Source organism: Acidicapsa borealis (assembly GCF_059115245.1).
In genome coordinates this window covers 667696-691357 of the sequence record NZ_JCACNY010000001.1, presented here as the reverse complement: position 1 = coordinate 691357, position 23662 = coordinate 667696, and the positions used below count along the sequence as shown (strand labels likewise).

The following is a 23662-nucleotide window of genomic DNA, read 5'->3' as shown; positions in this document are numbered from 1 at the left end:
AAGCGTACGGGCCGGTCTTCCGTTTATATAGGCAATTATGGGTTTACCCTCTGTCCCTCCATCCCCGTACTCCAAACCGTTTCTGTCGATTTCGCAACAGTTGAACCTGCTGATCAGTAGGGGTTTGATCATCGATGACCAGCAGACGGCATCTGACTGGCTGCGAACAATTGGATACTATCGATTCTCTGGATATGCCTATCCCTTTCGGAAAAGCAAGGTCGTGGTCGATCCGGCGACGCTTGCTTCAACGGTGTTGATTCAAGACGATTTTCAGCCGGGAACAACATTCAAGCACGTGGCCAATCTTTGTCTATTTGATAAGCGATTGCGCATGCTCTTTCTCGATGCGATAGAAACCGTCGAAGTCGGACTTCGCGTTGAGATTGTTTTGCGGCTTGGGTCAAGAAACAGCTTTGCTCATCTTGATGTCAAGCAATTTCATCCGCGGTTCGTTTCGCGTGGGCTTTCAGGGCGTTCGCGGCACGATGACTGGGTTGTCAAACAGTCCAAGAAATTCAACGAGTCAAAGGACGACTATATACGCCACTTCAAGTCTCGTTATCTTGGCGACCCGCCTATATGGATAGCTTGTGAACTATGGGACTTTGGCATGATGTCGGTGTTGCTCAACGGGATGAAGATACCCGATGTGGCGTCAATATCATCCAGATTTCTGCTACCCAGGCCAGACATTCTACCTAGTTGGACAAAGAATTTGAATGTTGTTCGGAACATCTGCGCACACCACGGACGGCTATGGAATCGGTCGTTAGCCTCTGCGCATCCAGTACTGACCAAGCCGGGCGAAATTCCCGAATTTGATCACCTTATCCTTGATATGACAGCGCAGTCGAAAATCTACGGTTCAGCAGCAATTCTTCTGCACATGCTGAGAACGATCCATCCTGGAAGTGATTGGAAGGATCGACTCAAGGCACTGATCGCTGCTTTTCCACGTGCTGGAATTGCCAGTCCAGCGCAGGCAGGTTTTCCTAAGAATTGGGAATCACTGCCGTTTTGGCAGTGATTCCACCTAATTGGCGGGTGCTAGAGTGGGTGGACTTATAGTGGCCGGTCCGTCCAGAGGGTCTTGTCGGCGATGGTCTGGACTGGGATTAGTTTGGCGCCTAGCAACTGCTCGACTTTGGAGCGGTTGGTGTCCTGGGCGAAGAGCCAGTGGCGTGGGCCCTGTCCCCACTGGGATGCCAGCTGGTCCTGGGTGAGGAAGATATTCGGCGCGTCGGGCCAGCATGATCCCCAGAGGAGCGATGAGCCGTTTCCGTGCTGCGAGCAGCGTTCCATGACGAGCAGGGCTGGTTTGCCGAAGAAGCGGTGGGTGTAGAAGACGACCGAGGACGCGTCGGACTGGTCGCCGAAGATGATGAATTCGTCGGCGGCGCTTCCCTGCTGCATGATGGTGTCGGCTAGCTGCTTGGAGCTGAGCATGGGTTCGAAGCGGGCGAAGGCGATGTGGGCGGCGACGAGGAAGACGGCGGCGGTGAGGCCTACGCTTACAGTTGCTGCCACATTGCGGCGGATGAGGCGCAGTCCTAGTCCGGTGGATGGACCGAGCAGCAAGGCGATCGCTGCGAGGGCGGCGGGCAGTCTGAGTGCGGCGAAAGATGGGCCGGTGAGATCGAAGAAGTGCGACATGGAGAGCGAGTAGTCTCCGACGGCGCGGTGGGCCAGCAGGGTGCCGATGTCAGGGACAAAGGGAAGATTGCGTGATTCCCACAGGCCGAGCAGCAGGGCTGCGGCGATGCCGGCTCCGGCCATGGTGAAGGCTATGTGCGCGTTCAGGACCCAGAGGCTGCCGGGGACGCGGACCTTGTCATACTTGTCTTTCTTGTTGCGGTGGCCGTGTTCCCAGGCTTGCTCGATGCCGGCGAGCATGGCGGCGGTGAGCATGATGATGGGAATCCACGAGGGCCAGGTGTAGTACTCCTGATTCGTTGACAGCGAGAAGAAGAGCAGGGTGAAGGCGGCGAAGATGCCGAGCAGCCAGGCGGAGCGGGTGCGGAATTTGAGGCGCTCGATAAAGCTGCCGACATCTTCGCGAACGGCGTGGTCGAGGTAGAAGTCGACGGTCTGGCCTGCGTCCTTGCGGAGATGCTGCATCCATTGACCGCGCGTGCGCCAGGCGATGATGAGCGCTGCGGGGAAGAAGAGACTCCAGGGGAAGATCCAGATGAGGTGCATCAGCCAGTAGAAGATGAACGGGATGCGGTTGTAGTCGTGGGGGTAACGGGTGCCGAGAAAGCGGAAGAAGTGTTCGTTGAGGAAGTAGAAATACCAGAATCCGTGGACATTGCCCAAGGTGGGAATATTCCCGATGGGGTGGCCCTGATCGGGATTGCGCAGACCGGCAAGGATGTGCCACGGGGCTGCGATGGCGAGGAAGAGAAGGATGCCGGTGACGGGCTTGAGCTGGCGCCAACGACGCCAGTGGCCGCTGAGCAGGAGAACGGGGATAGCGGCGGCGAAGAAGAAGACCGGGGCGATGAGGCCCTTGGTGAGCATCGCGAGCGCCAGGGCGGCCCAGGCTACGTAGAAGCGGCCGGAGCGGCGGCTTTCGATGCCTGTCAGGAAGCAGTAGAGCGCCAGCAGCAGGAAGAAGCTGAGCAGGGCTTCGGGAATGTAGAAGCGGGTGTAGAAGAAGGGTCCGACGGCGGTGAGGGTGCCGAGTGCGGCAAAGAGCGCGGCGCGGTCTCCCCAGGCGCGGCGGCACCAGAGCCAGGCGATCCAGGCGCAGCCGAGGACGGCGAGCGCGTTGGGCAGGCGGGTCGCGTAGGCGTTTTCGCCGAGGACCTTGTAGAGGCCGGCAACGATCCAGTACGGGAGTGGAGGCTTTTCGAGGTAGCGGATGCCATTGACCTTGAGTGTGACGAGGTCGCCGGTTTCAGCCATGTGCGCGGCGGCCTGCGCGTGGGTCGCGTCGGCGTCATCGAGCAATGGCGGGGTATGGAGCGCAGCCAGGTAAATGGCGGCGAAAACCAGAAGCAGGAGAATCCACGCCGCGAGAACGGAGGGAGAGGACTTCAGAGGAGAAACCGGTTTTGTCGTATCTGTCATGGGGTTTTGCTTGGTGAGGCTTAACGAATAAGGATATCAGCCCGCCAACTGGGGGTTTTCAGTGATTGGGAGGCGCGGATGCGGTAACAGGGAGTTCTTACACCCTTTGCTATGCAAAATCTTCGCATCGAAGACTGAAGTAGACGAGGGTTTGCCGTCTAACTGTTTGTTTTGGCGCAATTTGCGGTTCGGCCCACTGGTTGCAATGAGTTGTGATGCAAGAGATGTGCTTTTGCCGAGGTACGAGCCGATGCGAAATTCAATTGAGAATCGAAATCGAGTTCTTCGGGCCCAGGGCGCGACTGCACTGGTGACGTTCACACTGATGCTGGGGATGGCGGGCAGGATGCTGCAGTCTCGTCCGGCGGGTGCGGATGCGGCAAGTCATGATGCTGGGCTGGCGATTGCCGATCATGCGATCGAGGTTGCCAATCGCAGGGAGATGCCACGACCTGCTCAGGGCCCGTCAGCGATCCGGGCGCATGGACCTTCGGGGATCCGGGCAGATTCTGCTGGCGAGAAGGCCGCGGCTCAGGCCTTCCATGGAACGGTCGTGCGGGAGGGCTCGGACTATTTGTTGCGCGACACTTCGGGCGAGGAGTACCGGCTGGACGCGGTGAACAGTGCCCAGGCGTTCGAGGGGCGGCCGGTCAAGGTGAGCGGACAACTGGAGGAGTCGGCACGATTGATTCATGTACAGGAGATTGAAGAGCCGGGCCGCGATGGCGCAATGGCCTATCCGGCGCCGTAGCGGTAAGCATAGCTGGGGCTGCTTTCGAAGCGAGGGGCATTTGCCTCTCGCTTTTTTCGTCGTGCGGTGCACGATACTGCCTCGGATCGTAGGTTGGCGACGAATTTTTCATGGGTTAAAGTCTGATGTTTGACATGAGCGAAACAGAACAGCACGTCGCATGTTGGGGTGGTAACTCATGGCTAACGGGGTTCTTCCCCTATCAGGACCGTTCAAACAACGAATCTGAATCTGCAGTGGGTTGAAATCCATGTTGGGTAACTGTGCATGCCCCGATCAGAAACGCTGGTCAGGAAGGCTGGGCGAAATTTCCTGTTGGGGCAAATCTGAATCGGATGTAGCGGCGTATCCAGTAAATCGAAGTCAGTCCGGGCTGTGCCCGGGCTCAAATTTATCCCACACGAAGGCGAGGTTACTTAACGGAGGTGACAGAAATCATTTCTGTAGCTAAACTTCGTTCGCAACACAATTGGCCAAAACAGAGTTGACATGTCAGCAAAGGTCAGCGCCTGTCAGAAAATGCAATACCCGTTGAAACCCCCGAAATGAAAGAGGTGTATTGGTGCATAAGGCAAATGAATTGCTCAGCAGCGCGGTAACTCGGCGCAATTTTCTGGTAGGTGCCGGCTCAGCCGCTACACTTACCGCTGTGGGGTGTGGTCATCACGACACGACTAGCCTCCCCACAACTCCTCCCACCACTCCCGATATCACTGACACCGATATTTTGAACTTCGCCTTGAACCTTGAGTATCTTGAGGCGTCGTACTATCTTTACGCGGCAACCGGATCAGGGTTGTCGGCGGCGGATATGGGCTCCAACGCAGGAACGGTTACGGGCGGAGCGCAGGTTCCGTTTGCCACCAAGATCCAGCAGGAGTATGCGTACGAGATTGCTCAGGATGAGTTGAATCACGTGCGCTTTCTGCGGTCGGCTCTGGGAACGACAGCCGTGTCGATGCCGGATATCGATTTGAAGAACAGCTTCAACACCGCAGCTGCTGCCGCGGGGATTGGTTCGACATTCAATCCGTTTGCGAGTTACGAGACGTTCCTGCTGGGTGCGTTCATCTTTGAAGACGTGGGTGTAACTGCTTATACGGGGGCTGCGCCGCTTTTGACGGACAAGAATTTCCTCAATGCGGCGGCGGGTATCCAGGCAGTGGAGGCTTATCACGCGGGCGAGATTCGCACGCTGGTGCATGCGGCTGGACAGACGTATGTCAACCTGGCCAACAAGATCTCTGCGCTGCGCGCCACGCTTGGCGGCGGCAACGAGACGACGTTGTCGGGCACATCGATTGTGGCGTCTGACCCGACGAATGCCATTGCCTTCTCGCGCACGACAGATCAGGTTCTGCAGATTGTGTACGGCATGGTCGGCGGCAATGTGGCTTCGGGTCTGTTCTTCCCGCTTGGCTTGAACGGCACCATCAAATCCACCACCCCCTAAGGACGGAGAATCATGGCAACGACAGAGACTCAAATTCTAGATGAAGTAATCTCCAGCCGCCGCAAGATGATCATGACGCTTGGCGGCGCCGCCCTCGCGGGAGTGTTCCTGGCGGATACGCCGAAGGCCAATGCTGCGACGCTGACGGACACGGACATCCTTAACTTTGCGCTGAACCTGGAGTATCTCGAGGCGCAGTTCTACACGCTGGCGTACTCGGGCGCGTTTATTGATACGTTCCATGTCAGTAACGGTCCTGGAACGACCTCCCAGGGCGGCGGCACTGTGACCACCAAGCCGGGGGGTCCGGCAGCCTGCAAGGTTCCGTTCGTAAGTTCGAATGTGGCTGCGTATGCGTATGAAATTGCCGGGGAAGAGCGAAAGCACGTTTCCTTCCTGCGCAGTGCCCTGGGTTCTGCTGCGGTGGGGCAGCCGAACATTGATCTCTATAACAGCTTCAACGCAGCAGCCGCGGCGGCGGGCATTGGACCGGCATTCGATCCATTCGCCAGCGACGTGAATTTCCTGCTTGGTTCTTACATCTTCGAAGACGTGGGTGTGACGGCCTATCACGGAGCAGCGGGGCTGATTACCGACAAGTCTATCCTGGGCGCCGGAGTTGGCATCCACGCGGTGGAAGCGTACCACGCAGGCTTGATCAGGACGACGCTCTGGGCGATGGATCAGGCGGATCCAACGCTGGGGATTGCAGCGACGGCAACCAAGATCAGCAATCTGCGGGCGACGCTCGATGGCACCGGCAACGATGACATCGGTCTTACAACGACAATGGATAGTCTGAATGGCACTTCGGCGAGCTATCAGGCTTCGACGATTGTCAATGCTCCGCTGGACACCAGCATTGCTCCGGGCCGGACCGCGGCACAGGTGTTGTCGATTGTCTATGCCAATGCTGCAGGTAATCCGGGTGGATTCTTCCCGAACGGCTTGAACGGGACCATCAAGTAGTGTCGTCACGGAACCGGCCCGGGGCCAGGCATTAAGCCATCCGGGCCGAGGGGCTCTCCCCCAATTCTGCCCCAGGCCAGAGAACGGGCATGAGAACAGGCCAGGGGAATTCACGCAGGCTGTTCTGGCTGGACCTTATGGGCCCAGCCGGGGCGGCCTGCTTTTTCTTTTGGCGATCATCTTGGGCGATGCGGGTATTGTATTGTTGCCATAGGCTGCGTGATGGGTGCGATCTGAAAGCGCGGCGAGACTTCTTCCATGCCTACTCTTGCCGCTACGCTGGCTGCCATTGATATCGGTTCCAACTCCTGCCGCCTGAAGATTGCGCGGGTGGTTGCGCATCGTTTGAAAACGCTGCATGAAGACCGCGAGGTGACGCGGCTGGGATCAAGTGTCTTTCAGACCGGACTGGTTTCTCCGGAGGCGATGGCGCTGACGCTGAAGGCGCTGAAGCGATTTCAGCGGGCGGTGCAGGCGCATGGTGTGGACCAGATTCGCGTGGTGGCGACGGCGGCGATGCGCGATGCGCGGAATGCGCAGGCGTTTCTGACCTGGGCCAAGGCGGAGACAGGCTGGACGATCGAGATCATCTCCGGGCTCGAAGAGGGCCGGCTGATCCATCGCGGAGTGATGACCAACGAGCCAGGCACGAATGGCCGGGTGATCCTGGTGGATGTAGGTGGTGGAAGCTGCGAGATTACGCTCAGCGAGCACAAGCGTATCAAGGACACGGTGAGCCTGCCGCTGGGCGCGGTGCGGCTGACGCAGGAGTTTATTCCGACCGATCCGCCGACGGAAGAGGGATTGGCGCGGATGAAGCAGTTCATCGTGCGGGAGCTGAGGCGGGCGCATCGGCGGATACAGCCGGAGCATGTGCCGCTGGTGATCGCTACTTCCGGGACGGCGGCGGCGCTGGCTGAGGCGCATATGACGCTGGTGAAGCCGGAGACGGCGGCGAAGAGCCGCGGTGCGGCTTTGAAGGGTGGCGCAAAGGCCGGGATCAAAGCTGGTACGAGGGCTGCCGGGATCCGGCGCAAAGTTGTTGCCAAACCGATCGCCAAGTCAGCCTCCAAAGCTGCCGAGGTAACTCCGCTAGGGATTACGACGCAGCAGCAGGTACGGCGGCTGGCTACCAAGTTGCGCAAGATGACCATGGCACAGCGTTCGGCGGTTCCGGGGATTGGACCGAAGCGCGCGGAGATTATTGTGGCCGGGGCGTTTGTGTATGCGGAGCTGCTGGAGGTGTTTGATCTGGATGGGTTCCGCTATTCGGACCTGGGACTGCGGGATGGCATTCTGGCGCAGATGCTGGCAGAGCAGGATGATCGAGCGACCGCGCATCAGCAGTTTGAGCAGGAGCGGTGGGAGAGCGTGCTGGCGACGGCGAAGCGCTACGGCGTGAATCTGCGCCAGGCGGAGCCGGTGAGGGCGCATGCGGAGCAGCTCTTTCGCGACCTGGCGGCGCTGCACAAGCTACCTGCCGAGTATGAGAACTGGCTGGCTGCTGCGGCCATCCTGAATGAGACGGGCAAGTTTCTGAATCACCAGGGGCATCATCGTCACTCGCAGTACATTATTTCGAGCTCGGAGATTTATGGGTACACGCTGCCGCAGCGGACGATTATCTCTGCGATTGCGCGGTACCTGGGCAAGACGCGTCCGCAGCCGGGGGACCGGGCGATGCGAAATATTCCGCCTGCGGAGCATGCCAATGTGGCCAAGAGCGTGGTGCTGCTGCGGCTGGCGCGGGCGCTGAACCAGGATCGCGCTTCCGACGTGCTGCGAGTGGCGGCGCGGGTCTATCCCAAGCGAGTGCTGCTGGAGTTGGAGCCGGGGCGCACGGGTGCGGAGCTGGAGCTGTGGTCGCTGCGCAAAGAGGCGGCTTACTTCCGCGAAGTTTTTGGCCGGGAACTCTTTGTCACGCTGCTGTAGATGACGCGAGCCAGGCGCGGGTCGATCAGCCACTGCAATTGAGCGGGCCGTTTGGCCATGTCGATGCGCACCATCGCGCCTTTGCGCAGGCGGATGCTGCCGCCTCCCGTGGGAGCGTGCCCGTTGCCGTTGCCACTCACGAGGCGCGCGATGAACTGGTGCAGATTGGGATTGTGTCCGACGACCAGTACGCCTTCACGGTCATAGTGCTCGGAAATGAGCTGCTGAAAAGCTGCGAAATCTGCTTCGAATCCGAGTGCCGGTGAGGTGAGGATGGGAGCGTCAAAGGCGATCTCCGTTCCCACAAACTGGGCGGTCTGACGGGCGCGCTTGAGTGGGCTGGAGATGATGACATCGATCTGCGCCTTGAGGCCTGTGAGCACGCCGGCCATCAACATGCACTGTTGCTTGCCTTCTTTGATCAGACCACGCTTGGCGTCCAGAACGGGATTTTCGCGAGAAACGCCCGCGTCTGCGTGGCGCATGATGTAGAGGTTCATAAGGTTCTTTGCAGTGGAATGTTAGGGTTAAGACCACTCCATAACCGTTATTTTAACATGGTTGTAACAATGGAACACTCACGGGGCATCTGGTCCTGGAGAGTATTCTGCCCGGTTTGAGCCATTTCGGGATGGGCCTGGGCATGATATTTCTGAAGCTGAATCGATCCACTGGTATCTTTTTAGGATGGACACAATGAGTGCAACTGCGACGACGACCCAAGAACTACATCTGAGTGACCTTGCCCCAAGGGCTTTGCAATCCGAGATTCGCGCCATGAGCATGGAGTGTGACCGGATTGGCGGCGTGAACCTGGCGCAGGGCATTTGCGATACCGAGGTGCCGGCGGCGGTGAGCCAGGCTGCGATTGCAGCGATTCAAGCTGGACACAACATCTATACGCGGCTGGACGGGATTGCGCGGCTGCGGCAGGCGATTGCGGCGAAGATGCGCAGCTTCAATGGCGTTGAGGTCGATCCGGACCGGGAAGTGCTGGTGACAAGCGGCGCTACGGGCGGGCTGCATGCGGCGGCGATGGCCCTGCTGAATCCGGGCGATGAGGTGATCCTGTTTGAGCCGTTCTATGGCTATCACGCGAGCACGCTGAAGTCGATGCGGGTGGTACCCGTGATTGTGCCGCTGACGGCTCCGGCTACTCCGGAGGCCGATTGGACCTTCGACCTGGACGCTCTGAAGGCGGCACTGACGCCGCGAACGCGGGCGCTGATCATCAATACGCCGTCGAACCCTTGCGGAAAGATCTTTACGCGCGAGGAGCTGGAAGCGCTGGCGCAGGTGGCCATCGAGAATGAGCTGTTTGTCTTCTCGGATGAGATTTACGAGTATTTCGTGTATGGCGAAGCGAAGCATATCTCGCCGATTACGATTCCGGGGTTGCGGGAGCGGACGATCCTGATTTCCGGATTCTCAAAGACCTTTTCCGTGACGGGCTGGCGGCTGGGGTATGTGATCGCCGATGCGAAGTGGCTTGGAGCGATGAGCTACTTCCACGACCTGACCTATGTGTGTGCGCCTTCAGCGTTGCAGCATGGGGTTACGGCCGGGCTGGAGCAGCTTGGGCCGGAGTTTTATGCGGGGCTGGCCTCAGACCATTTTGACAAGCGGGCGCGGATCGTGGCAGCGCTGAACGATGCCGGGATGAAGCCGTATGTGCCGGCAGGAGCGTACTACATCCTGGCGGATGCGAGCGGAATTCCGGGCGAGAACGCGGCGAAGAAGGCGCGGAATCTGCTGGCGAAGACGGGAGTGGCTTCGGTGGCGGGATCGGCATTCTTCCGGGCGGGGCTGGGAGAGAATCTGCTGCGCTTCTGCTTCGCCAAGAAGGATGTGGATCTGGACGATGCGTGCCAGCGGCTGCGCAGCCTCACGCTGTAGCTGCCGGTCTTGGAGACTCACACGTCGAAGCAGCTTCGGGTAGACCGGTGGTTTGCAGGTTACGTCTCCGCGGAAGATGGCTAGGTTACCGCGCGCGGACACGAATCCTTACCGCCGGTCCATTACTGAGTTCACCAGATCCCCTAGCTCCTTGGCTGAAAACTGGTTGCCTTCCAGATTCGCCGCCAGCCTTCCTTTGCGATCGATGATCACCGTATGCAGCGGGTGCGTCAGCAGCCCTTCTACGCGCCAGAAATTCATGCCGAACATCGCTGCGATCTGCTGGATCTCCGGCCGTGGACCGGTGAGGAAATGCCAGGAGGCAGCGTCCGCCTTCCAGACTCCGGCATACTGCGACAATGCCTCGCCCTGGTCATGCTCAGGGTCGATCATGATGGTCATCAGCACCAGATCACGTCCCATACGATCGTGAAAGCGCTTCTCCACTTTCGCCAGGTTGTTCGACAGGCGGAAACAATAGTTGGGATTCGGGCACCGTGAATATCCAAAGGTCAGCGCCACCACCTTGCCCTCGGATTGTGCCAGGTGAACCGTCGCTCCGGACTGATCTGTCAAAGCGAAGTCGGATACATGTTCCCCTACTTTCAGCGCCTTCGTGCCCTCTAGCATTTCGCTCATTGCGGTGAGCTGACCCGCCTGCATGGGCTCGGTTTCATAGGTCGCAGTTGCGCCCACGTGAATACCCGTCGCATACATCTTGCTGCCCTGCGCAATCATGGTGAAGCTGATGCCTTCACCTGGCTTCAAGGCAGCCAACGCCTTCGCGTCCCGCACTGTAAACGGCATCTCCATCGCATCCATGTATCCGGGAATTGCCTCGCATGATACCAGCAGCTGATGGTGAGCCACATCCACTTTGAGCACTACGCCGCGCACCGCATGATGCTCGTCCGCCCAAAGTGGAGCGGATGCCATCATCACACCGGCGATATGTGCCGCAACCCATCGCGTGATTCGGTTCCTCATCGCGCAGCTACCGTTCCGCCAAGCCGGTAGGGGCGCCGGTCGAGCTTGGTATATTCCTTTGCGAATTCCTGGATGCTGATGTACTGGTCTTTGTCCACTGCGGTGAAGTGTTGCCGCGTGTTAGTTGCCGGCCACCACACTTCCAGGGCCACGATTTTCGCCGCGTGGCCCAGCCCGATATGCTGCTCCGCCGGATTGCCGCCAAACGAGCTGGTGTCGCCAACCGTGCGATAGATCTTGCGCTCAGCGTGTCCATCGTTCTGTACCGTTACTTCGATGCGAGCGCCGACCGCTGACCGGTTGCTCTTGACGCCAGTCAGCCGGACATTGACCCAGTCGTTGTCGTTTCCTGGATTCTCGAAGACTCGCATGGCGTGTTTATCCGATGGCACTGCGCCGCCCAGCCCTGCCAGAATGTCTTCGTGTCCGCTGCGGGCCAGATCAGCAAACGCGACGCCATGTCCCTTGTGTAGTTCGCCCATGCCGGCGGCAGTGGTGACATCGGAGAACTTCTTTCCCTCTTCATTCCGCAACAGCACATGCGGCATCATTGAGGCCAGCGATGGCTGTCCCATGCCGAGATACATATCCAGAAATCCATCGTTGTCTGCGTCGCCAAAGTTTGCGCCCATCGGCATGTAGACCTTGTCGAGACCCACTTTCGCTGTCACGTCCTCAAACGCGCCGTTGTGCAGGTTGCGATATAACTTCACCGTTTCCGTCATATACGGACGCCCGAGGTAACTCCGCATCACATCGTCCATCGAGCTGAAATAGCAGTTCACAAACAGGTCTGGCCAACCGTCGTTGTCGTAGTCAAAAAACCAGGTCGCGAAACTGAAGTACGGTGCCTGTACACCCGCTTGCAGACCCACCTCTGTAAAGGTGCCGTTATGGTTGTTGTGATAGAGGAAGTTCGCGCCCGTTACGTTCGACACATAGAGGTCCACATAGCCATCGTTGTCGTAATCCGCAGCTGTCACGCCCTTGCTGAAGGCGACTTTATCGACTCCTGCTGTGTGCGAAATATCTTCAAACGTGCCATCGCCCCGGTTATGAAACAACTGGCCTGGCGAATTCTCATTGCCCACGAACAGGTCGAGATTCCCGTCGTTGTCAACATCCGCGAAGACCGCGGTTTGCGTTGCTGTCGCTCGATTCGCCAGGCCGCTTGCCTCCGTCACGTCGGTAAATGTTCCATCGCAATTGTTGCGCAGCAGAGACTTCCTCTGCGGAAGCTGCCATCCTCCGCGCAGAACCAGCAGGTCCATGCAGCCATCGTTGTTGTAGTCGGCCTTGACGATGTTCAACCCGCCCATCTGCTTCGCCAGACCTGCCTGCTCCGTCCTGTCACTGAACGTGCCGTCACCGTTGTTGTGAAAGAGATGGACCGGCTCGCACATATCCATGCTGGAGGTGACGACATCGAGCAATCCGTCGTTATCGAAGTCGTCCACGATCACTCCGCCTGCTCCGTTAAGCACATTCAATCCTGCCGCCGGAGCCACATCGCGGAAGCGTCCGATCTGGGCGTCCGCGCCGTGTGCGAATACCTTCTCGGGAATCAGATATGCGGCCGGAACCTCCGCCGGATATCCGCCCACCGTCGTGTAGGCCACATTCAGCAGCCACCTTACCTCGAGGCTTGCCGGCTGCTGCTGCAGATACTTGGTGAAGTACTCAATCGCCAGCTTGCCGTTCTTCTGCTTCTCGAAATGCGTGCCAGCGTGCAACGGCGGAAAGATACCCAGATCGCCAGGGTTGCGGTAGACACCATTCTCCATCTCCGCGAGATGGAGATAGCTTACTCCCAGCGCCTCTTCGAAATACGGCATCGCGCCGGGCACATGCGCCTGCGCCATCTGGTAAGCCTTCTGCCACTCGGCAATCGACTTCTCCATCTCACCCATGTAGGAGTAGAGTTGCGCCAGCGTGGCATGGCCCTGCATGAGCTTGCGCGGCTCAGCCTGGCTTGCCGGGTCGGCGTCGGCCTGCGGCAGAATCTGCTCGATTCGTTTCACCGCCGAGGCATACGAATCCTTCCGGATCGAGCAGGCCTCGCTTGCGTCGCGCTCCCATCCTGCCGGCTTCGCGTAGATCTTGAAGGCCGCATCGGCCTCCGCCATGCCAGAGATGTCGATGGTGTCGCGCACCGCGCCCTGCGAGGCCAGATTGAGAATCCTCTGCCCATCCAAGTCCTGGGTCCGCGGCCTGGAGGCAAACACCGTCAGCACCGCGTATCCCGATGGAACCTGAATAACTTCGGTAAACTGCCCGGCTTTCAAGTCCTTCAACGCAGCCTGCAGCGCCGGGCTCAGCTGCGCCCTCTGCTCAGGCCCCAGGTAGCCGCCGACTTTGGACGTTGCATCGGTGGATTTCTCCCTTGCCAGGACTGCAAAATCCATCCCCGCATGAAGCTGCGCCAGCGCCTCCTGCGCAGCCTTCTCTGTAGGTACTACGAGCATGCCCAGATCTTTCGTACCGGGCTCTTTCTTAGCTGGAGCCACGCGATGGGGACTTGGCGCAGTCTGCGCCAGGAGCCGCGAAAACAACCCTGCCGGCGCACAGTTCATGATGAGCAGTAGTGTCACTGCCAAAGGCCAATTGGATCTTTGAGATTTGAAGCCTGGCATCACTTCCTCGGCAGTCGCAACAATCGTTAAGAGGTCGGTGCTCGAAGGAGCCGTTCAACAGGAAGTCTCGTTTGGAAATCTAGTTCGGGATCTCCGTCCGGAAAAGTTCAGGACCAGTCTATCGATTGGCGTAGAAATTCACCAACCGCGCCCTGACTGCAACGAGGCAACATCGATACCTGTCCGCCAGTTACGACCGTTTTTCTGAATATCACCTTATTGCCATTCCTACCCTGAGCGACGCATCGCACGAGCGTGAGGCCTTAGACCACACCCGTGTGATGAAGGTGATTTTGAGCAAATCCAGCCGCGACGTCTTTGTTGAGACGCGCTTGCGAAGCCATTCGCTTCAGCGCCCGGTCACGATGACCTGACACATCCAGTCAGCCCAGGGGTAGATCAGTAGCTTCCGGATTGTCCTCTTCGCGGAGAATGGCGAAGTCGCTCTCGGCGAAGTTGCCGCTGAATTTCTGTAGCCACCCTCTGCTGCGGCTCATGGGCCAGATGATCCAGCGTGCTGGGACGGTCTCAGAATGAAACTCGCAGACCAGAGCGAGGGTGTCTCCTTCCCCCCGGAGCGGTGCCAGCTCGTTTGGGGTGAAGTCTCTCCTGCAAATTTCGAAGCCTTCGTCATCGAAGATCGTTATGTTCCAGAGATTGGGGTCGACCAACGATCCTTCGGGAAGTTGTGTGCGATGGAAGCCTATGCGTGCGATGAAGGGATAGATGTCCTGCTGCCAATCCTCGTGCGCAGCGGGGTTGGGTGGCTCGTGGCCGCGAACGGTATCGAGCTGGGCTTTCCCGTGTTTGAACGATAGTCCGGCGTAAGCTTCGTACTGCTCGAGGGAACGCGCTGAGCCGAGCCCGAAGCTCTCGACATGCTCACCGAGGAGGAGGCGACGAACTTTGTCGCGGCTCTTTTCGTCGAGTTCGCTCCAGTGTTTTGTGACGAGCGTAGCTTCGGTATGGTCGCCCCAGTGCTTCTTCGCGTCAGCACGGATGTAGTCGTGCCAGAGGACGGTTTCAGAGGGGTGGAAGAGATCGTAGCCGTGGGTGTAGGCACGGACGGTCATGGCGGACTCTTCACCCATGAAGTAGAGCTCGGGGTCGTATGGGACTTCTCGCACAAAGCTGCCTGGGGCGAAGAGAAATCCGGCGGCGAGGAAGCGGGCGCGCAGCGGTGCTTTGCCGATGCGCACATATGGAATGTTGCTGGGGCGAAGTTGCGGGATGCCTTCTTTGGTGAATGCCTGAAACAGCATCTGTAAAGGCGGCCCTTGCAGTATCTCCCTTTCGCCGGGTGTGAAAGCGGTGGCGTAGGTGCTGAGGATTGGCTTTGGGCTATCGGTTTCAGCCATCATGCGTAGCAGGGTCTCGTCCCACCCTGGTGCGAAGCGGCAGTGAGAATCGATCTGAAGGAACCACTCTTCGCCCTGCCATAGCTTCATGGTTTCAGCGCGTGCCCAGCAGGCGCCTCTGCTGTCACGCCAATGGACATCGAGGATGCGGAAGCGTGGATCGTCGAAGAGGGTTGATGGAGATTCGTCTTTGCCGTGCTGCCAACAGATCCCGAAGCGGAGTTGCTGTGGGTGACTCGCCTTCGCAAGACAGTCGAGCAGCGTCGGCATGAGTTGCGGATCACGATAGGACGCGATTGATACGAAGATGAGGTTTTCTGCAGTCAACCGTTAGCACCGTTGCCTCAGGTTATCAGCCGTTTATGTGCCAGGTCACCAGGACAGACCAGCAAATATACCAAGAGCGGGAAACCGTTGGTTTCGTCCATGTTGATCAGAACAAGATGAATGAATCAAACATATTCGTTCTGCCACCAATCCGGCGTGCACTCTTGCGCGTTACCTTGACGTTGTCTTTGTCCCACACAAGCAAGAATGACTACCGCGATATACGCAATTGTCGCGTACGACTCCGCACGTTCCAGAAAAGAGGTAATTCGTGAACAGCAAACTGGTAGGCCTGATTGACAAGGCCCTCACGCGACGAAATTTTCTCGTCGGCACCGGAGCCACCGCGGCAGTGACGGTGATGGCGGGATGTGGAAGTAGTTCGACACCTACGCCAACGCCGACTCCTACAACAACTCCGTCTCCTACTGCGTATACGGATGCCGACTATCTCAACTTCGCACTCAACCTTGAGTATCTGGAAGCTGAGTTTTACCTGCGTGCCGCAACGGGCGCGGGGCTGTCGGCGACCGATACCGGCAGCAGCTCGAGCATGGTTGTCGCGCCGTCGACGACGCTGGTTCCCAACTTGACCACGGTTCAAAAGAACTACATTTACGAGATTGCGCAGAACGAGCTGGACCATGTCCGCTTCCTTCGTTCGGCGCTTGGAACTTCAGCTGTGGCAGAGCCAATGATCGATCTTGTCAACAGCTTCAATGCGGCTGCTTCGGCGGCTGGCATTGGTTCGGCTTTCAATCCTTTTGCCAGCTATGAGGCTTTCCTGGTTGGCGCGTTTGTGTTTGAGGATGTGGGCGTGACTGCTTATCATGGCGCTGCGGGATTGCTCACGGACAAGGGCCTCCTTGCTGCTGCGGCGTCGATCCTGGCTGTTGAGGCCTATCATGCTGGGGAGATTCGCACACTACTGATAGCCGACTCAGTCGCAACGGCAACGAAGACCTCGACGTCCGTTACACCGACCAACACCTACATCGATTACGCGAACAAGATCAGCGACCTTCGCGCAACTCTGGGTGGCGGAAACGAAACTCAGCTGACGCCGCTTCCCGCTTATTCGCTTCCATTTGATCCGACCAAGTACACACCGGCAAGCACGATCGTGGCCGCTGATGCGAACTCGATCGCTTACGCACGCTCTGTCGACCAAGTGCTACATATCGTTTACGCGACTGGCGGCGCCGCGGGTGTGTCCAAGGGTGGGTTCTACCCGAATGGAATGAACGGCAACATCAAGACAACCAACAGCTAAGGAAGGAGAATCTCATGGCAACCTCTGAAACACAGCAACTGGACGAAGTCATCGTAAGCAGTCGCCGCAAGATGCTCGCCCTTGGCGGCGCAGCAATTGCCGGTCTGGCATTTGCAGGCGTGAAGGCTGCGAGCGCGCAATCAGCGCCCGCGTACACCGATGCTGACATTCTGAACTTCGCACTCAATCTTGAGTACCTCGAGGCGCAGTTCTACACGCTTGCTACCGCAGGCAAAACAATCGACCAAGTCGGCATTGGTATTGGCGCGGGCACGGCCACAACCGGCGGCGGATCGGTCGTTACTAAGTCAGGTGGTCCGGCAAGCTGCCTGGTGCCATGGACTATTCCCGCCATTCAAGCCTACGCGACGGAAACAGCTATGGAAGAACGCAATCACGTGACCTTCCTGCGTACGGCGCTTGGCTCTTCAGCGGTAGCTCAACCGAATCTCGACCTGTACACCAGCTTCAACACGCTGGCGAGCGCGGCCGGGATCGCAAGCTCCTTCGATCCATTTGCAAGCGATGCCACGTTCCTCATTGGCGCTTATATCTTTGAGGATGTCGGTGTGACTGCCTACAGTGGCGCGGCTCCTCTGATCACCACGCCGGCGTATCTGGGCGCGGCAGCGGGCATCCTTGCTGTTGAGGCTTACCATGCTGGCCTGGTTCGCACTTCGATCTTCGGGCTTGACCCGACCGGATCGCTCGGACTGCAGGGTTATACGCAGAAGGTTTCCGCAACGCGTATGGCGCTGGATGGGAGCACCACAGTCGATGACATCGGTGTGGGCTTCCAGACGGTCTCGGTCGAGCCTGCGAACACGACCAATGGCGCATCGACGATCGTCGATGCTCAGACGGGTTCGCCCAACTACTCGAAGACCTACAGCCGCTCCACGACGCAGGTTCTCAAGATCGTTACCGGCAACCCGACTACGCTGGCGAGCGGAGTGAAGTACAAAGGCGTGTTCTATCCGGATGGTCTCAATGGACTGTTCAGTTAGTCACGCTTGTTCTTGAAGCGATGAGAGCGCATGCATGAATTACCTGCTTAGGAATTTTGCATGCGCTCTCTCTGCAATAGCGTCCCATCTTTGGATGGGACGGTTTTTGCTTTGGAACTTCAATTCCCTACCCCGCAATCGGTCCGGCCTTCTTTGTCCATGGCGAGCTAGTGTAGCGCTGGCGGAGGAGCCGGGCAGCGCCCTTGCGCAGGGCATCGACGCGGGCGTTGTGCGCCTTGCCAGCGGCTGAGTCGTCGTAGCTGTAGGAGTCGCATGCGTAGCGGATCATCCTGAGGACAAGGTAGAGGGACTCGGCTACGTCGGGATCATCTGCGTGGTCTTTTGCATACGCGAGTACCTGTTCGCCGAGGTACAGGTTGGCATTTTCCTGACGGTTGAGAGCGTCGATTTGCTTTGCCGCTTCGGCGCGCTGGGTGGCGGTGAGAAACGCGGCCTTTTCGCCGGGCATCATGCCCGGTTGGTTGCTGATGGCTGGCGTGTACTCGCCGCCCTGCCAGTTGGCACACCACCAGTTGTCGCGATAGCTCTCGACAAAGTCATAGGAGTAAGAGCGCTGGATGCCTTCGTCGAGGAATGGACGTAGGCCGGGGTTGCGCACCAGTGTCACCAGCGGGCGGAAGCCGGTTCCGGGGCCTGCTTGTTCCTGGAGCTTGGCGGGCAGCAGCGGAAAGAGCTTTGCTGCGGCTGCGTCGTCATGCAAGAGCACGGCGCGCGTCCAGGCCATCATGGCTACGGACTGGCGCAGACGCTCAGGGAGAAGAGCTGAAGTGGCGGATTCGACCAGCATGCTCAACGGTGCCTGCGTGTTGAAGAAGACGGCTGCGTCCTGGCTGAACTGGTCGGGACTCTTGTCATCCCTGCAGTCGTATTTGCGCTTCGGGTCTTTCATCACTTCGAGACACTCGCCGACGGCGCTGGCGGCTTGCGAGTCACGCAGAAGCAGCTTGTGCGGGGCGTAGGTGAGCAGGTCGTTCAGATCGCTGGCGGCGTACATGCGCAGGCCGAGGTAGGCGTTGGCTGCTGAGTCGCGGCCAGAGGCGCGCAGGGTGGGGAGTAGATGGTCGAGTTCAGCGCGGGCTTCGGCAGCTTGGCCCTGCGCGATCTGCAGGCGCAGACGATGGTAGGTGAAGGACTCCAGGGCTGGGGTGCCGGGCTTGAGCGTCGCCGCTGCATGGATCAAGTCTTCAGCAGCGGGGCCGGTCGCTTTGGCCTTGGCGATGGCGGCCAGCAGCCAGTAACTCTCGTGTGTCTTTCGCCACTGGGAAAGAGCGTGTGCGGAAGCTTCTTCCGCGGGCGACTGGAAGGTGAGAAGCCAGTCGATGAGGGGAACGGCCCGGATTTCGCTGAATTGTTTGTAGGTGGTACTGAAGCCGGCGGCGCGCTGTTCGGCAGTCAGGTTAGGCAAGCCGTTGGCGCCCTTTGCTGCGGGGAAATTGAAGTCGCTGGTATCTTCGCGCAACGGCAGCTCGTCAAGGTGGGAGTCGAGGTACCAGGTGAGGTCGATGAGGTTCTGGCTATAGTCCGGGTCGGGTTTCGGGCCGGAGAGTGCGGTCGCGATCTCGCGAAGCCGGGCTGGGGCGTCGATACGCAGGCGGACTAGGTTCAGCTCGTTGAGGATAGCCTGCCTGGGCGCTCCTGGCTTATTTTCCTTGAGCTGCGCCGTGAGCATATCCGCGGCCTGCTTCATGACAGAGGGGTCGAAGGAAGCTACATCTCCCTGATCGTTTGATTGGGGCGCGCTGAAAGCCTTTCGAACCAAGGATCGTGCTGCCAAAAAGGGTGCGATGGAGCGCCAGGGAGAGTTGACGTCCTGGCTGACGGCAGTGAATTCAGTGACGGCATCGTCGTATTTCTTCGCATAGAAAAAGGCGGCGGCAATCTGATATGCGCGGTCCGCACGAAGCAGAACCGGGAAGGTTGCAGATGGGCGGGCAGGGACGGCGTGTGGATTGCCATTGCAGTAGGCAAACACGATGTCTTGAGCGCGCAGCCACTCGGCAAGCTCAGGGCTTTTCTCACCCCAGGTCTTCGCGCGAGCAAGAAGGGTGTTTGTGGCAGTGATGTAGGCATCGGCGAGGCAGTTTGCATATGGGTCTATGTATGGCTCGTAGTGACCAGGCTCCGGCTTCTCTGGCACGTTGGGATTAGCAACCAGTGAGGAGAAGCTGTTGCGCCTGGTGGTCCAGTCCTGGAAGGGATCACCAGCGGCGTCGTCCGACTTTGCCTCTCCGCTCTTGCCTTCTAACTGAGCATCCCCTTCTGGGTCGGAATAGGAGTAGGTCGGCTCGTAGGCTTGCCGTTCAGCGGTGGTCAATTTGCCGCCGTTGAGGTAGCGGTAGGCTACGATGAGGTCTTTGCGTGGATAGGTTGGCAGGAGTAGACCTAGTTGACCCTGTGCGAACTTCTCTGGCTGGTCCGGGCGCAGCTTACGCACGAAAACATCGAAGCCGAAATCCGGGCCGCATGCTTGCGCGAGGAAGAACGGCATCGCGGTGAGTGCGGCGAAAGTGACGGCGATACGGAGGGATTTCGGCTTCATGGTAGGTTCCTGTCGGCTAAGAGGTTGAAGTCGTTGCGCCAGCCGCGGTCGGGGAATATGTAGATGCGTTTGCCGGTGAGGGCTGCACGGTCGGACGGCCAGCGTTCGCGCGTGGAGAGGCCGATGCTGCTCTGGCAGAGTGGTTCGCGGATGCGGAAGGCGTCGAGATCGGCGGGAGCGCGGCGGCGGTCCGGCTCCATCCGGAAGAACATTGGGACTGCCTCATCGATTGGGAGGCGGGCGATCCAGTCGTCGTAGCTGCACCAGGAGGCGAGCGCGGTGATCGAGAGCGGCAGGTCGGCGGGCATCTGCGTGCGTAGCTCGCGCAGGACGCGCTTGTAGAAGCCGCGTTGGGAGCGGGTGGCGTCGAAGTCCACCTGCAGGGCGGCGATGCCCGGGCGGTCGGCTGAGCGCAGCAGTTGGGCGACAACACTAGATGCCGTTGTGTCGAAGGCCTGCCGTTGTTGGCTTGACAGCGAGTCTGCATCGAGACGGGTTCCGGCAGCGACTTCGATGCGGACGACTGCGATCTTTGTGGCTGCAGCTGGATACAGAATGGGCTGGCGGCGTGGGACGACGTGGATTTGTGAGCCAATGAGAATCGTCTGGTCGAGCCATGCGATTGCGGTGGTGGCGGGATCTGTCGAGCGCAGATCTTCGGGGCGTTCCCAGGCCCAGAGCGTGCGATGTGGCAAATGCGCCATGCGCCTCGGCGGCAGACGCGATGGGAGCAGAGCTGCATCGGAGCTGAGAGAGACGCACAGAGCGGCCATCATCACCAGGAGGGTGATTTGGCTTAGCCGTGGAAAGGACCGGGGTTGCTGCGGGAGCATGGGCGTAGAGTCAGCTCCACAATGGGGCAAATCGGAACGCAGGTCAAGGGTGCGGACGCAGACTCTGAACCATCCTCGCCATGGAGACGCGACGAGTGGCCGAAAGGACCTTAAGCAAGACTGAAATTTGAAGGAATTGGAGGCGCGGGTCGGGATCGAACCGACGCATAAAGGTTTTGCAGACCTCTCCCTTACCACTTGGGTACCGCGCCCTGGCAAGGCTGATTTTCAGAGGGGTTTGTTACTATCCATTCCTGCCGTAGCCTGCCCGGCTGGCGCCGGAGGGCGGAATGGAGCGGGAGACGAGATTTGAACTCGCGACCCTCGCCTTGGCAAGGCGATGCTCTACCACTGAGCTACTCCCGCTTGTTACTTTTCAAGTATATCGGGTGGGGTGGGGTTGGTCAAACGGCTGACAGAGATCAGAGAACAGCTGACAGAGAGCAGTTTGGGAACGACTTAGACAGAGACGGCGGCGGCCGGGGTGTTCATGGTGTCGGCTACAACCTGGCCGTCGCGGACCTGGAGGATGCGGTCGGCGATGGCTGCTGCTTCGAGATTATGGGTGATCATCAGGACGGTCTGGCCGAGCTCCTTGTTGGATCGGCGGAGCATGGCTAGCACGGCGTCGGAATTCTTTGTGTCGAGGTTGCCGGTGGGTTCGTCGGCGAGGACGATGGCGGGGCGGGTGATCAACGCGCGGGCGATGGCGACGCGCTGCTGTTCTCCGCCGGAGAGTTCTGACGGACGGTGATCGAGGCGGCCCTTGATGCTGAGCAGATCGCTGAGGTGATCGAGGTACACCTTGTCGAGTGGCCCCTTCTGGCCGCTGATCGTATGGGCGATTTCGATGTTACCCATGGCGGTGAGCGTCGGCAGCAGGTTGAAGCGCTGGAAGACGAAGCCGATACGCTGCTTTCGCAGCCGGGTGCGTTCCGCGTCACTGAGGGAACCAAAGTCGATGCCATCGATGACAACTCGGCCTGAGCTGGCATGGGTGAGACCACCCAGCAGATAGAAAAGCGTCGATTTTCCTGAGCCCGAGGGTCCCACGATGGCGACGAATTGGCCGCGCGGGACGGCGAAGGAAACGCCACGGACTGCTGGTACTTCGATACGGCCGGAGCGGTAGACCTTGGTGAGGTTCTCGGCGCTGATAATGGGCGGTTGCTGTTCAGTCTGCACGAGTTCCATTGTAAATGGCTCCGTTGTTCGTGCCCTTCGACGGATGGTCAGTCTGAGCCTCGTCAAGAACTGCCGTATCTTTGCGCCTAGTTGCTGTCCTGAGCGGCGCCGTACTTCTTCTGCAGTTCTTCGAACTCCGCTTTATGCTGCTCCATGAAGGCGACGTTGGCAGGATTCACATGTCCTTCAACGACGAGCTTGGGGGAGTCCGCGCCCTGTTGTTTCGCTGCAGCGGCCATGGCGGCCTGGAAGATCGTGACCTCGAGAACGACGAACTCGTGCGTGGTGAAGCCGTGTTCTGTGATTGCAGTGATGATTGGAGGCTCGGTAGAGATGCGCTTTTCAATCCCGGCGATAGACTCATGCCCATCAGCACTGCTCTCCATGATTGCGGTGAGCTGCGGGTTGTCCTTGGCTAGTTTTGCCAAGTCTCCAAAAACTTCAGCGAAACGCGTGACCTTATCCATGGTCAGCGTATATTGCTGAATTTCGGTCGCATCCTTGTCTGCTTCCGATTGCGAGAACGAGGTAACCGGGGCGATCGAGAGACCTAGTACAAGAACAACAATACGGGCCGGAGATTTCATGCAGTTTTCCTTTGAGGCAAGGCTTGCGGCAACGAAATAACCTTCCTCTGCTGCTCGAAATCATACGGGCCACGCTACCGGCAGCGTGTGCGATATGCATCACTCTTGCATGGCTCGATACGAATTGGTTTTCTGGCCGCTATTGCTGGCCGGTGAAGACTTCGTAATCACGGCCGTCGTTTGGCGGATTCGGCGAGTCGCTGCCGATGATCTGTCCGCTGGCCCGGTCGCGGAAGTAGTAATTGCGCGTGGGCAGTTCGTGCTGCTGGCCGCTTTCGTCAACATACAGTGAGTTGCCGCGGATGGCCTGGCGGTCCCAGTTGTCGACCGCGTCGGTGCCGCCGTCGGACGATGTGCCCGGGCGGTCGGGAGTAGGGCCGGTGATGCCGGTGATTTCGCGGACGGAGGAGCGGTGGTCGCCGGTCTGGATGCGATAGATTTCCGTTTCGAGGTAGGCTTCCTGCGCGGTCCACTGCGGCATGTACTGCTCGCATTGGGGGCGGTTGTTCATCATCTGGCCGTTGATGGCGGCCTGGGCCATCTGCTGCGTGGCCTGATTCATCTCGGCCTCGCACTGGTATACGCGGGACATGAGCTGCTGTTGCTGGGCTTTGAACTGGGCTAGCGCCTGGTTGGCATTGGCCTCAACACGCTGCTCTGCGGTGTCCGACGCAACGTCCTCGCTGCCCTGGCGATCGAAGCGGGGCAGGGAGGATGAGCCCGTGCGCCGATGAGACGCTCCGATTGCATGACTGAACTGGTAGACGGTGACCACGATCAGAAAGGCGACGAACAACTTGGCGAAGAGTGGGATTGCTTTGAACCTGGCGCCCATG

General features: G+C 59.0%; 18 protein-coding genes and 2 tRNA genes. 8 read left to right on the top strand and 12 right to left on the bottom strand.

The window, feature by feature from the left end:
- Nucleotides 1-100: 100 nt before the first annotated feature.
- Nucleotides 101-1030 (top strand): Abi family protein, encoded by a 930-nt coding sequence (locus tag AC5S27_RS02850; RefSeq protein ID WP_493933070.1) that lies wholly within the window; start codon nucleotides 101-103, stop codon nucleotides 1028-1030.
- A 35-nt stretch (nucleotides 1031-1065) separates the two neighbouring features.
- Here the strand turns inward: AC5S27_RS02850 and AC5S27_RS02845 are convergent, their stop codons facing one another.
- The gene (locus AC5S27_RS02845) at nucleotides 1066-3075 is read right to left on the bottom strand and encodes an ArnT family glycosyltransferase (protein WP_493933069.1); all 2010 of its coding nucleotides are present in this window, start codon (nucleotides 3073-3075) and stop codon (nucleotides 1066-1068) included.
- A 250-nt stretch (nucleotides 3076-3325) separates the two neighbouring features.
- Between AC5S27_RS02845 and AC5S27_RS02840 the strand changes: the two genes are divergently transcribed.
- The 4 genes from AC5S27_RS02840 (at nucleotide 3326) to AC5S27_RS02825 (ending at nucleotide 8180) form a co-directional block, all read left to right on the top strand.
- The gene (locus AC5S27_RS02840; protein ID WP_493933068.1) at nucleotides 3326-3826 is read left to right on the top strand and encodes a DUF5818 domain-containing protein; all 501 of its coding nucleotides are present in this window, start codon (nucleotides 3326-3328) and stop codon (nucleotides 3824-3826) included.
- Between the two features lie 562 nt (nucleotides 3827-4388).
- Complete coding sequence (locus tag AC5S27_RS02835; protein WP_493933067.1) at nucleotides 4389-5279, top strand: ferritin-like domain-containing protein; 891 nt, start codon at nucleotides 4389-4391, stop codon at nucleotides 5277-5279.
- A 12-nt stretch (nucleotides 5280-5291) separates the two neighbouring features.
- On the top strand, nucleotides 5292-6248 hold the full coding sequence (locus AC5S27_RS02830) for a ferritin-like domain-containing protein (protein WP_493933066.1): 957 nt from the start codon (nucleotides 5292-5294) through the stop codon (nucleotides 6246-6248).
- A 258-nt stretch (nucleotides 6249-6506) separates the two neighbouring features.
- Nucleotides 6507-8180: a Ppx/GppA phosphatase family protein gene (locus tag AC5S27_RS02825; protein WP_493933065.1), complete on the top strand. Its 1674-nt coding sequence runs from the start codon at nucleotides 6507-6509 to the stop codon at nucleotides 8178-8180.
- Here AC5S27_RS02825 and sixA read toward each other — a convergent pair.
- Nucleotides 8132-8680 (bottom strand): phosphohistidine phosphatase SixA, encoded by a 549-nt coding sequence (gene sixA / locus AC5S27_RS02820; RefSeq protein ID WP_493933064.1) that lies wholly within the window; start codon nucleotides 8678-8680, stop codon nucleotides 8132-8134. The genes AC5S27_RS02825 and sixA overlap by 49 nt on opposite strands.
- A gap of 196 nt (nucleotides 8681-8876) precedes the next feature.
- Between sixA and AC5S27_RS02815 the strand changes: the two genes are divergently transcribed.
- The gene (locus tag AC5S27_RS02815; RefSeq protein WP_493933063.1) at nucleotides 8877-10076 is read left to right on the top strand and encodes a pyridoxal phosphate-dependent aminotransferase; all 1200 of its coding nucleotides are present in this window, start codon (nucleotides 8877-8879) and stop codon (nucleotides 10074-10076) included.
- Nucleotides 10077-10184: 108 nt separating this feature from the next.
- Here AC5S27_RS02815 and AC5S27_RS02810 read toward each other — a convergent pair whose 3' ends face one another.
- The 3 genes from AC5S27_RS02810 to AC5S27_RS02800 all read right to left on the bottom strand — a co-directional run bounded on the left by AC5S27_RS02810 (nucleotide 10185) and on the right by AC5S27_RS02800 (nucleotide 15381).
- A complete protein-coding gene (locus AC5S27_RS02810; RefSeq protein ID WP_493933062.1) occupies nucleotides 10185-11063 on the bottom strand; it encodes an SCO family protein in 879 nt (292 codons plus the stop codon).
- Nucleotides 11060-13654 carry an FG-GAP-like repeat-containing protein gene (locus tag AC5S27_RS02805; RefSeq protein ID WP_493937259.1) on the bottom strand — a complete coding sequence of 865 codons (2595 nt, stop codon included), beginning with the start codon at nucleotides 13652-13654 and terminating at the stop codon, nucleotides 11060-11062. The genes AC5S27_RS02810 and AC5S27_RS02805 overlap by 4 nt, the downstream gene beginning before the upstream one ends.
- A 425-nt stretch (nucleotides 13655-14079) precedes the next feature.
- Nucleotides 14080-15381 (bottom strand): GlcNAc-transferase family protein, encoded by a 1302-nt coding sequence (locus AC5S27_RS02800; RefSeq protein WP_493933061.1) that lies wholly within the window; start codon nucleotides 15379-15381, stop codon nucleotides 14080-14082.
- Nucleotides 15382-15652: 271 nt separating this feature from the next.
- On the opposite strand from AC5S27_RS02800, the gene AC5S27_RS02795 reads away from it, so the two are divergent.
- A complete protein-coding gene (locus tag AC5S27_RS02795; protein WP_493933060.1) occupies nucleotides 15653-16654 on the top strand; it encodes a ferritin-like domain-containing protein in 1002 nt (333 codons plus the stop codon).
- Nucleotides 16655-16668: 14 nt separating this feature from the next.
- Nucleotides 16669-17661: a ferritin-like domain-containing protein gene (locus AC5S27_RS02790; protein ID WP_493933059.1), complete on the top strand. Its 993-nt coding sequence runs from the start codon at nucleotides 16669-16671 to the stop codon at nucleotides 17659-17661.
- A gap of 127 nt (nucleotides 17662-17788) precedes the next feature.
- Here AC5S27_RS02790 and AC5S27_RS02785 read toward each other — a convergent pair whose 3' ends face one another.
- The 7 genes from AC5S27_RS02785 to AC5S27_RS02755 form a co-directional block, all read right to left on the bottom strand.
- Nucleotides 17789-20221, bottom strand: a complete 2433-nt coding sequence (locus AC5S27_RS02785) for a hypothetical protein (RefSeq protein WP_493933058.1) — start codon at nucleotides 20219-20221, stop codon at nucleotides 17789-17791.
- Nucleotides 20218-20925 carry a DUF3142 domain-containing protein gene (locus AC5S27_RS02780; protein WP_493933057.1) on the bottom strand — a complete coding sequence of 236 codons (708 nt, stop codon included), beginning with the start codon at nucleotides 20923-20925 and terminating at the stop codon, nucleotides 20218-20220. The genes AC5S27_RS02785 and AC5S27_RS02780 overlap by 4 nt, the downstream gene beginning before the upstream one ends.
- Before the next feature lie 266 nt (nucleotides 20926-21191).
- A tRNA-Cys gene (locus AC5S27_RS02775) sits at nucleotides 21192-21266 on the bottom strand.
- Nucleotides 21267-21345: 79 nt separating this feature from the next.
- A tRNA-Gly gene (locus AC5S27_RS02770) sits at nucleotides 21346-21420 on the bottom strand.
- Nucleotides 21421-21513: 93 nt separating this feature from the next.
- Nucleotides 21514-22248 (bottom strand): ABC transporter ATP-binding protein, encoded by a 735-nt coding sequence (locus AC5S27_RS02765; RefSeq protein ID WP_493933056.1) that lies wholly within the window; start codon nucleotides 22246-22248, stop codon nucleotides 21514-21516.
- 77 nt (nucleotides 22249-22325) lie between these two features.
- Nucleotides 22326-22826, bottom strand: a complete 501-nt coding sequence (locus AC5S27_RS02760; protein ID WP_493933055.1) for a hypothetical protein — start codon at nucleotides 22824-22826, stop codon at nucleotides 22326-22328.
- Nucleotides 22827-22965: 139 nt separating this feature from the next.
- Complete coding sequence (locus AC5S27_RS02755; protein WP_493933054.1) at nucleotides 22966-23661, bottom strand: hypothetical protein; 696 nt, start codon at nucleotides 23659-23661, stop codon at nucleotides 22966-22968.
- Nucleotide 23662: the final 1 nt, after the last annotated feature.

Coding starts and splice junctions, on each gene's coding strand:
- AC5S27_RS02845 (WP_493933069.1), bottom strand. CDS start 3,075: ATGACAGATACGACAAAACCGGTTTCTCCTCTGAAGTCCTCTCCCTCC.
- AC5S27_RS02840 (WP_493933068.1), top strand. CDS start 3,326: ATGCGAAATTCAATTGAGAATCGAAATCGAGTTCTTCGGGCCCAGGGC.
- AC5S27_RS02830 (WP_493933066.1), top strand. CDS start 5,292: ATGGCAACGACAGAGACTCAAATTCTAGATGAAGTAATCTCCAGCCGC.
- AC5S27_RS02825 (WP_493933065.1), top strand. CDS start 6,507: ATGCCTACTCTTGCCGCTACGCTGGCTGCCATTGATATCGGTTCCAAC.
- sixA (WP_493933064.1), bottom strand. CDS start 8,680: ATGAACCTCTACATCATGCGCCACGCAGACGCGGGCGTTTCTCGCGAA.
- AC5S27_RS02815 (WP_493933063.1), top strand. CDS start 8,877: ATGAGTGCAACTGCGACGACGACCCAAGAACTACATCTGAGTGACCTT.
- AC5S27_RS02810 (WP_493933062.1), bottom strand. CDS start 11,063: ATGAGGAACCGAATCACGCGATGGGTTGCGGCACATATCGCCGGTGTG.
- AC5S27_RS02790 (WP_493933059.1), top strand. CDS start 16,669: ATGGCAACCTCTGAAACACAGCAACTGGACGAAGTCATCGTAAGCAGT.
- AC5S27_RS02785 (WP_493933058.1), bottom strand. CDS start 20,221: ATGAAGCCGAAATCCCTCCGTATCGCCGTCACTTTCGCCGCACTCACC.
- AC5S27_RS02780 (WP_493933057.1), bottom strand. CDS start 20,925: ATGGCGCATTTGCCACATCGCACGCTCTGGGCCTGGGAACGCCCCGAA.
- AC5S27_RS02765 (WP_493933056.1), bottom strand. CDS start 22,248: ATGGAACTCGTGCAGACTGAACAGCAACCGCCCATTATCAGCGCCGAG.
- AC5S27_RS02760 (WP_493933055.1), bottom strand. CDS start 22,826: ATGAAATCTCCGGCCCGTATTGTTGTTCTTGTACTAGGTCTCTCGATC.
- AC5S27_RS02755 (WP_493933054.1), bottom strand. CDS start 23,661: ATGGGCGCCAGGTTCAAAGCAATCCCACTCTTCGCCAAGTTGTTCGTC.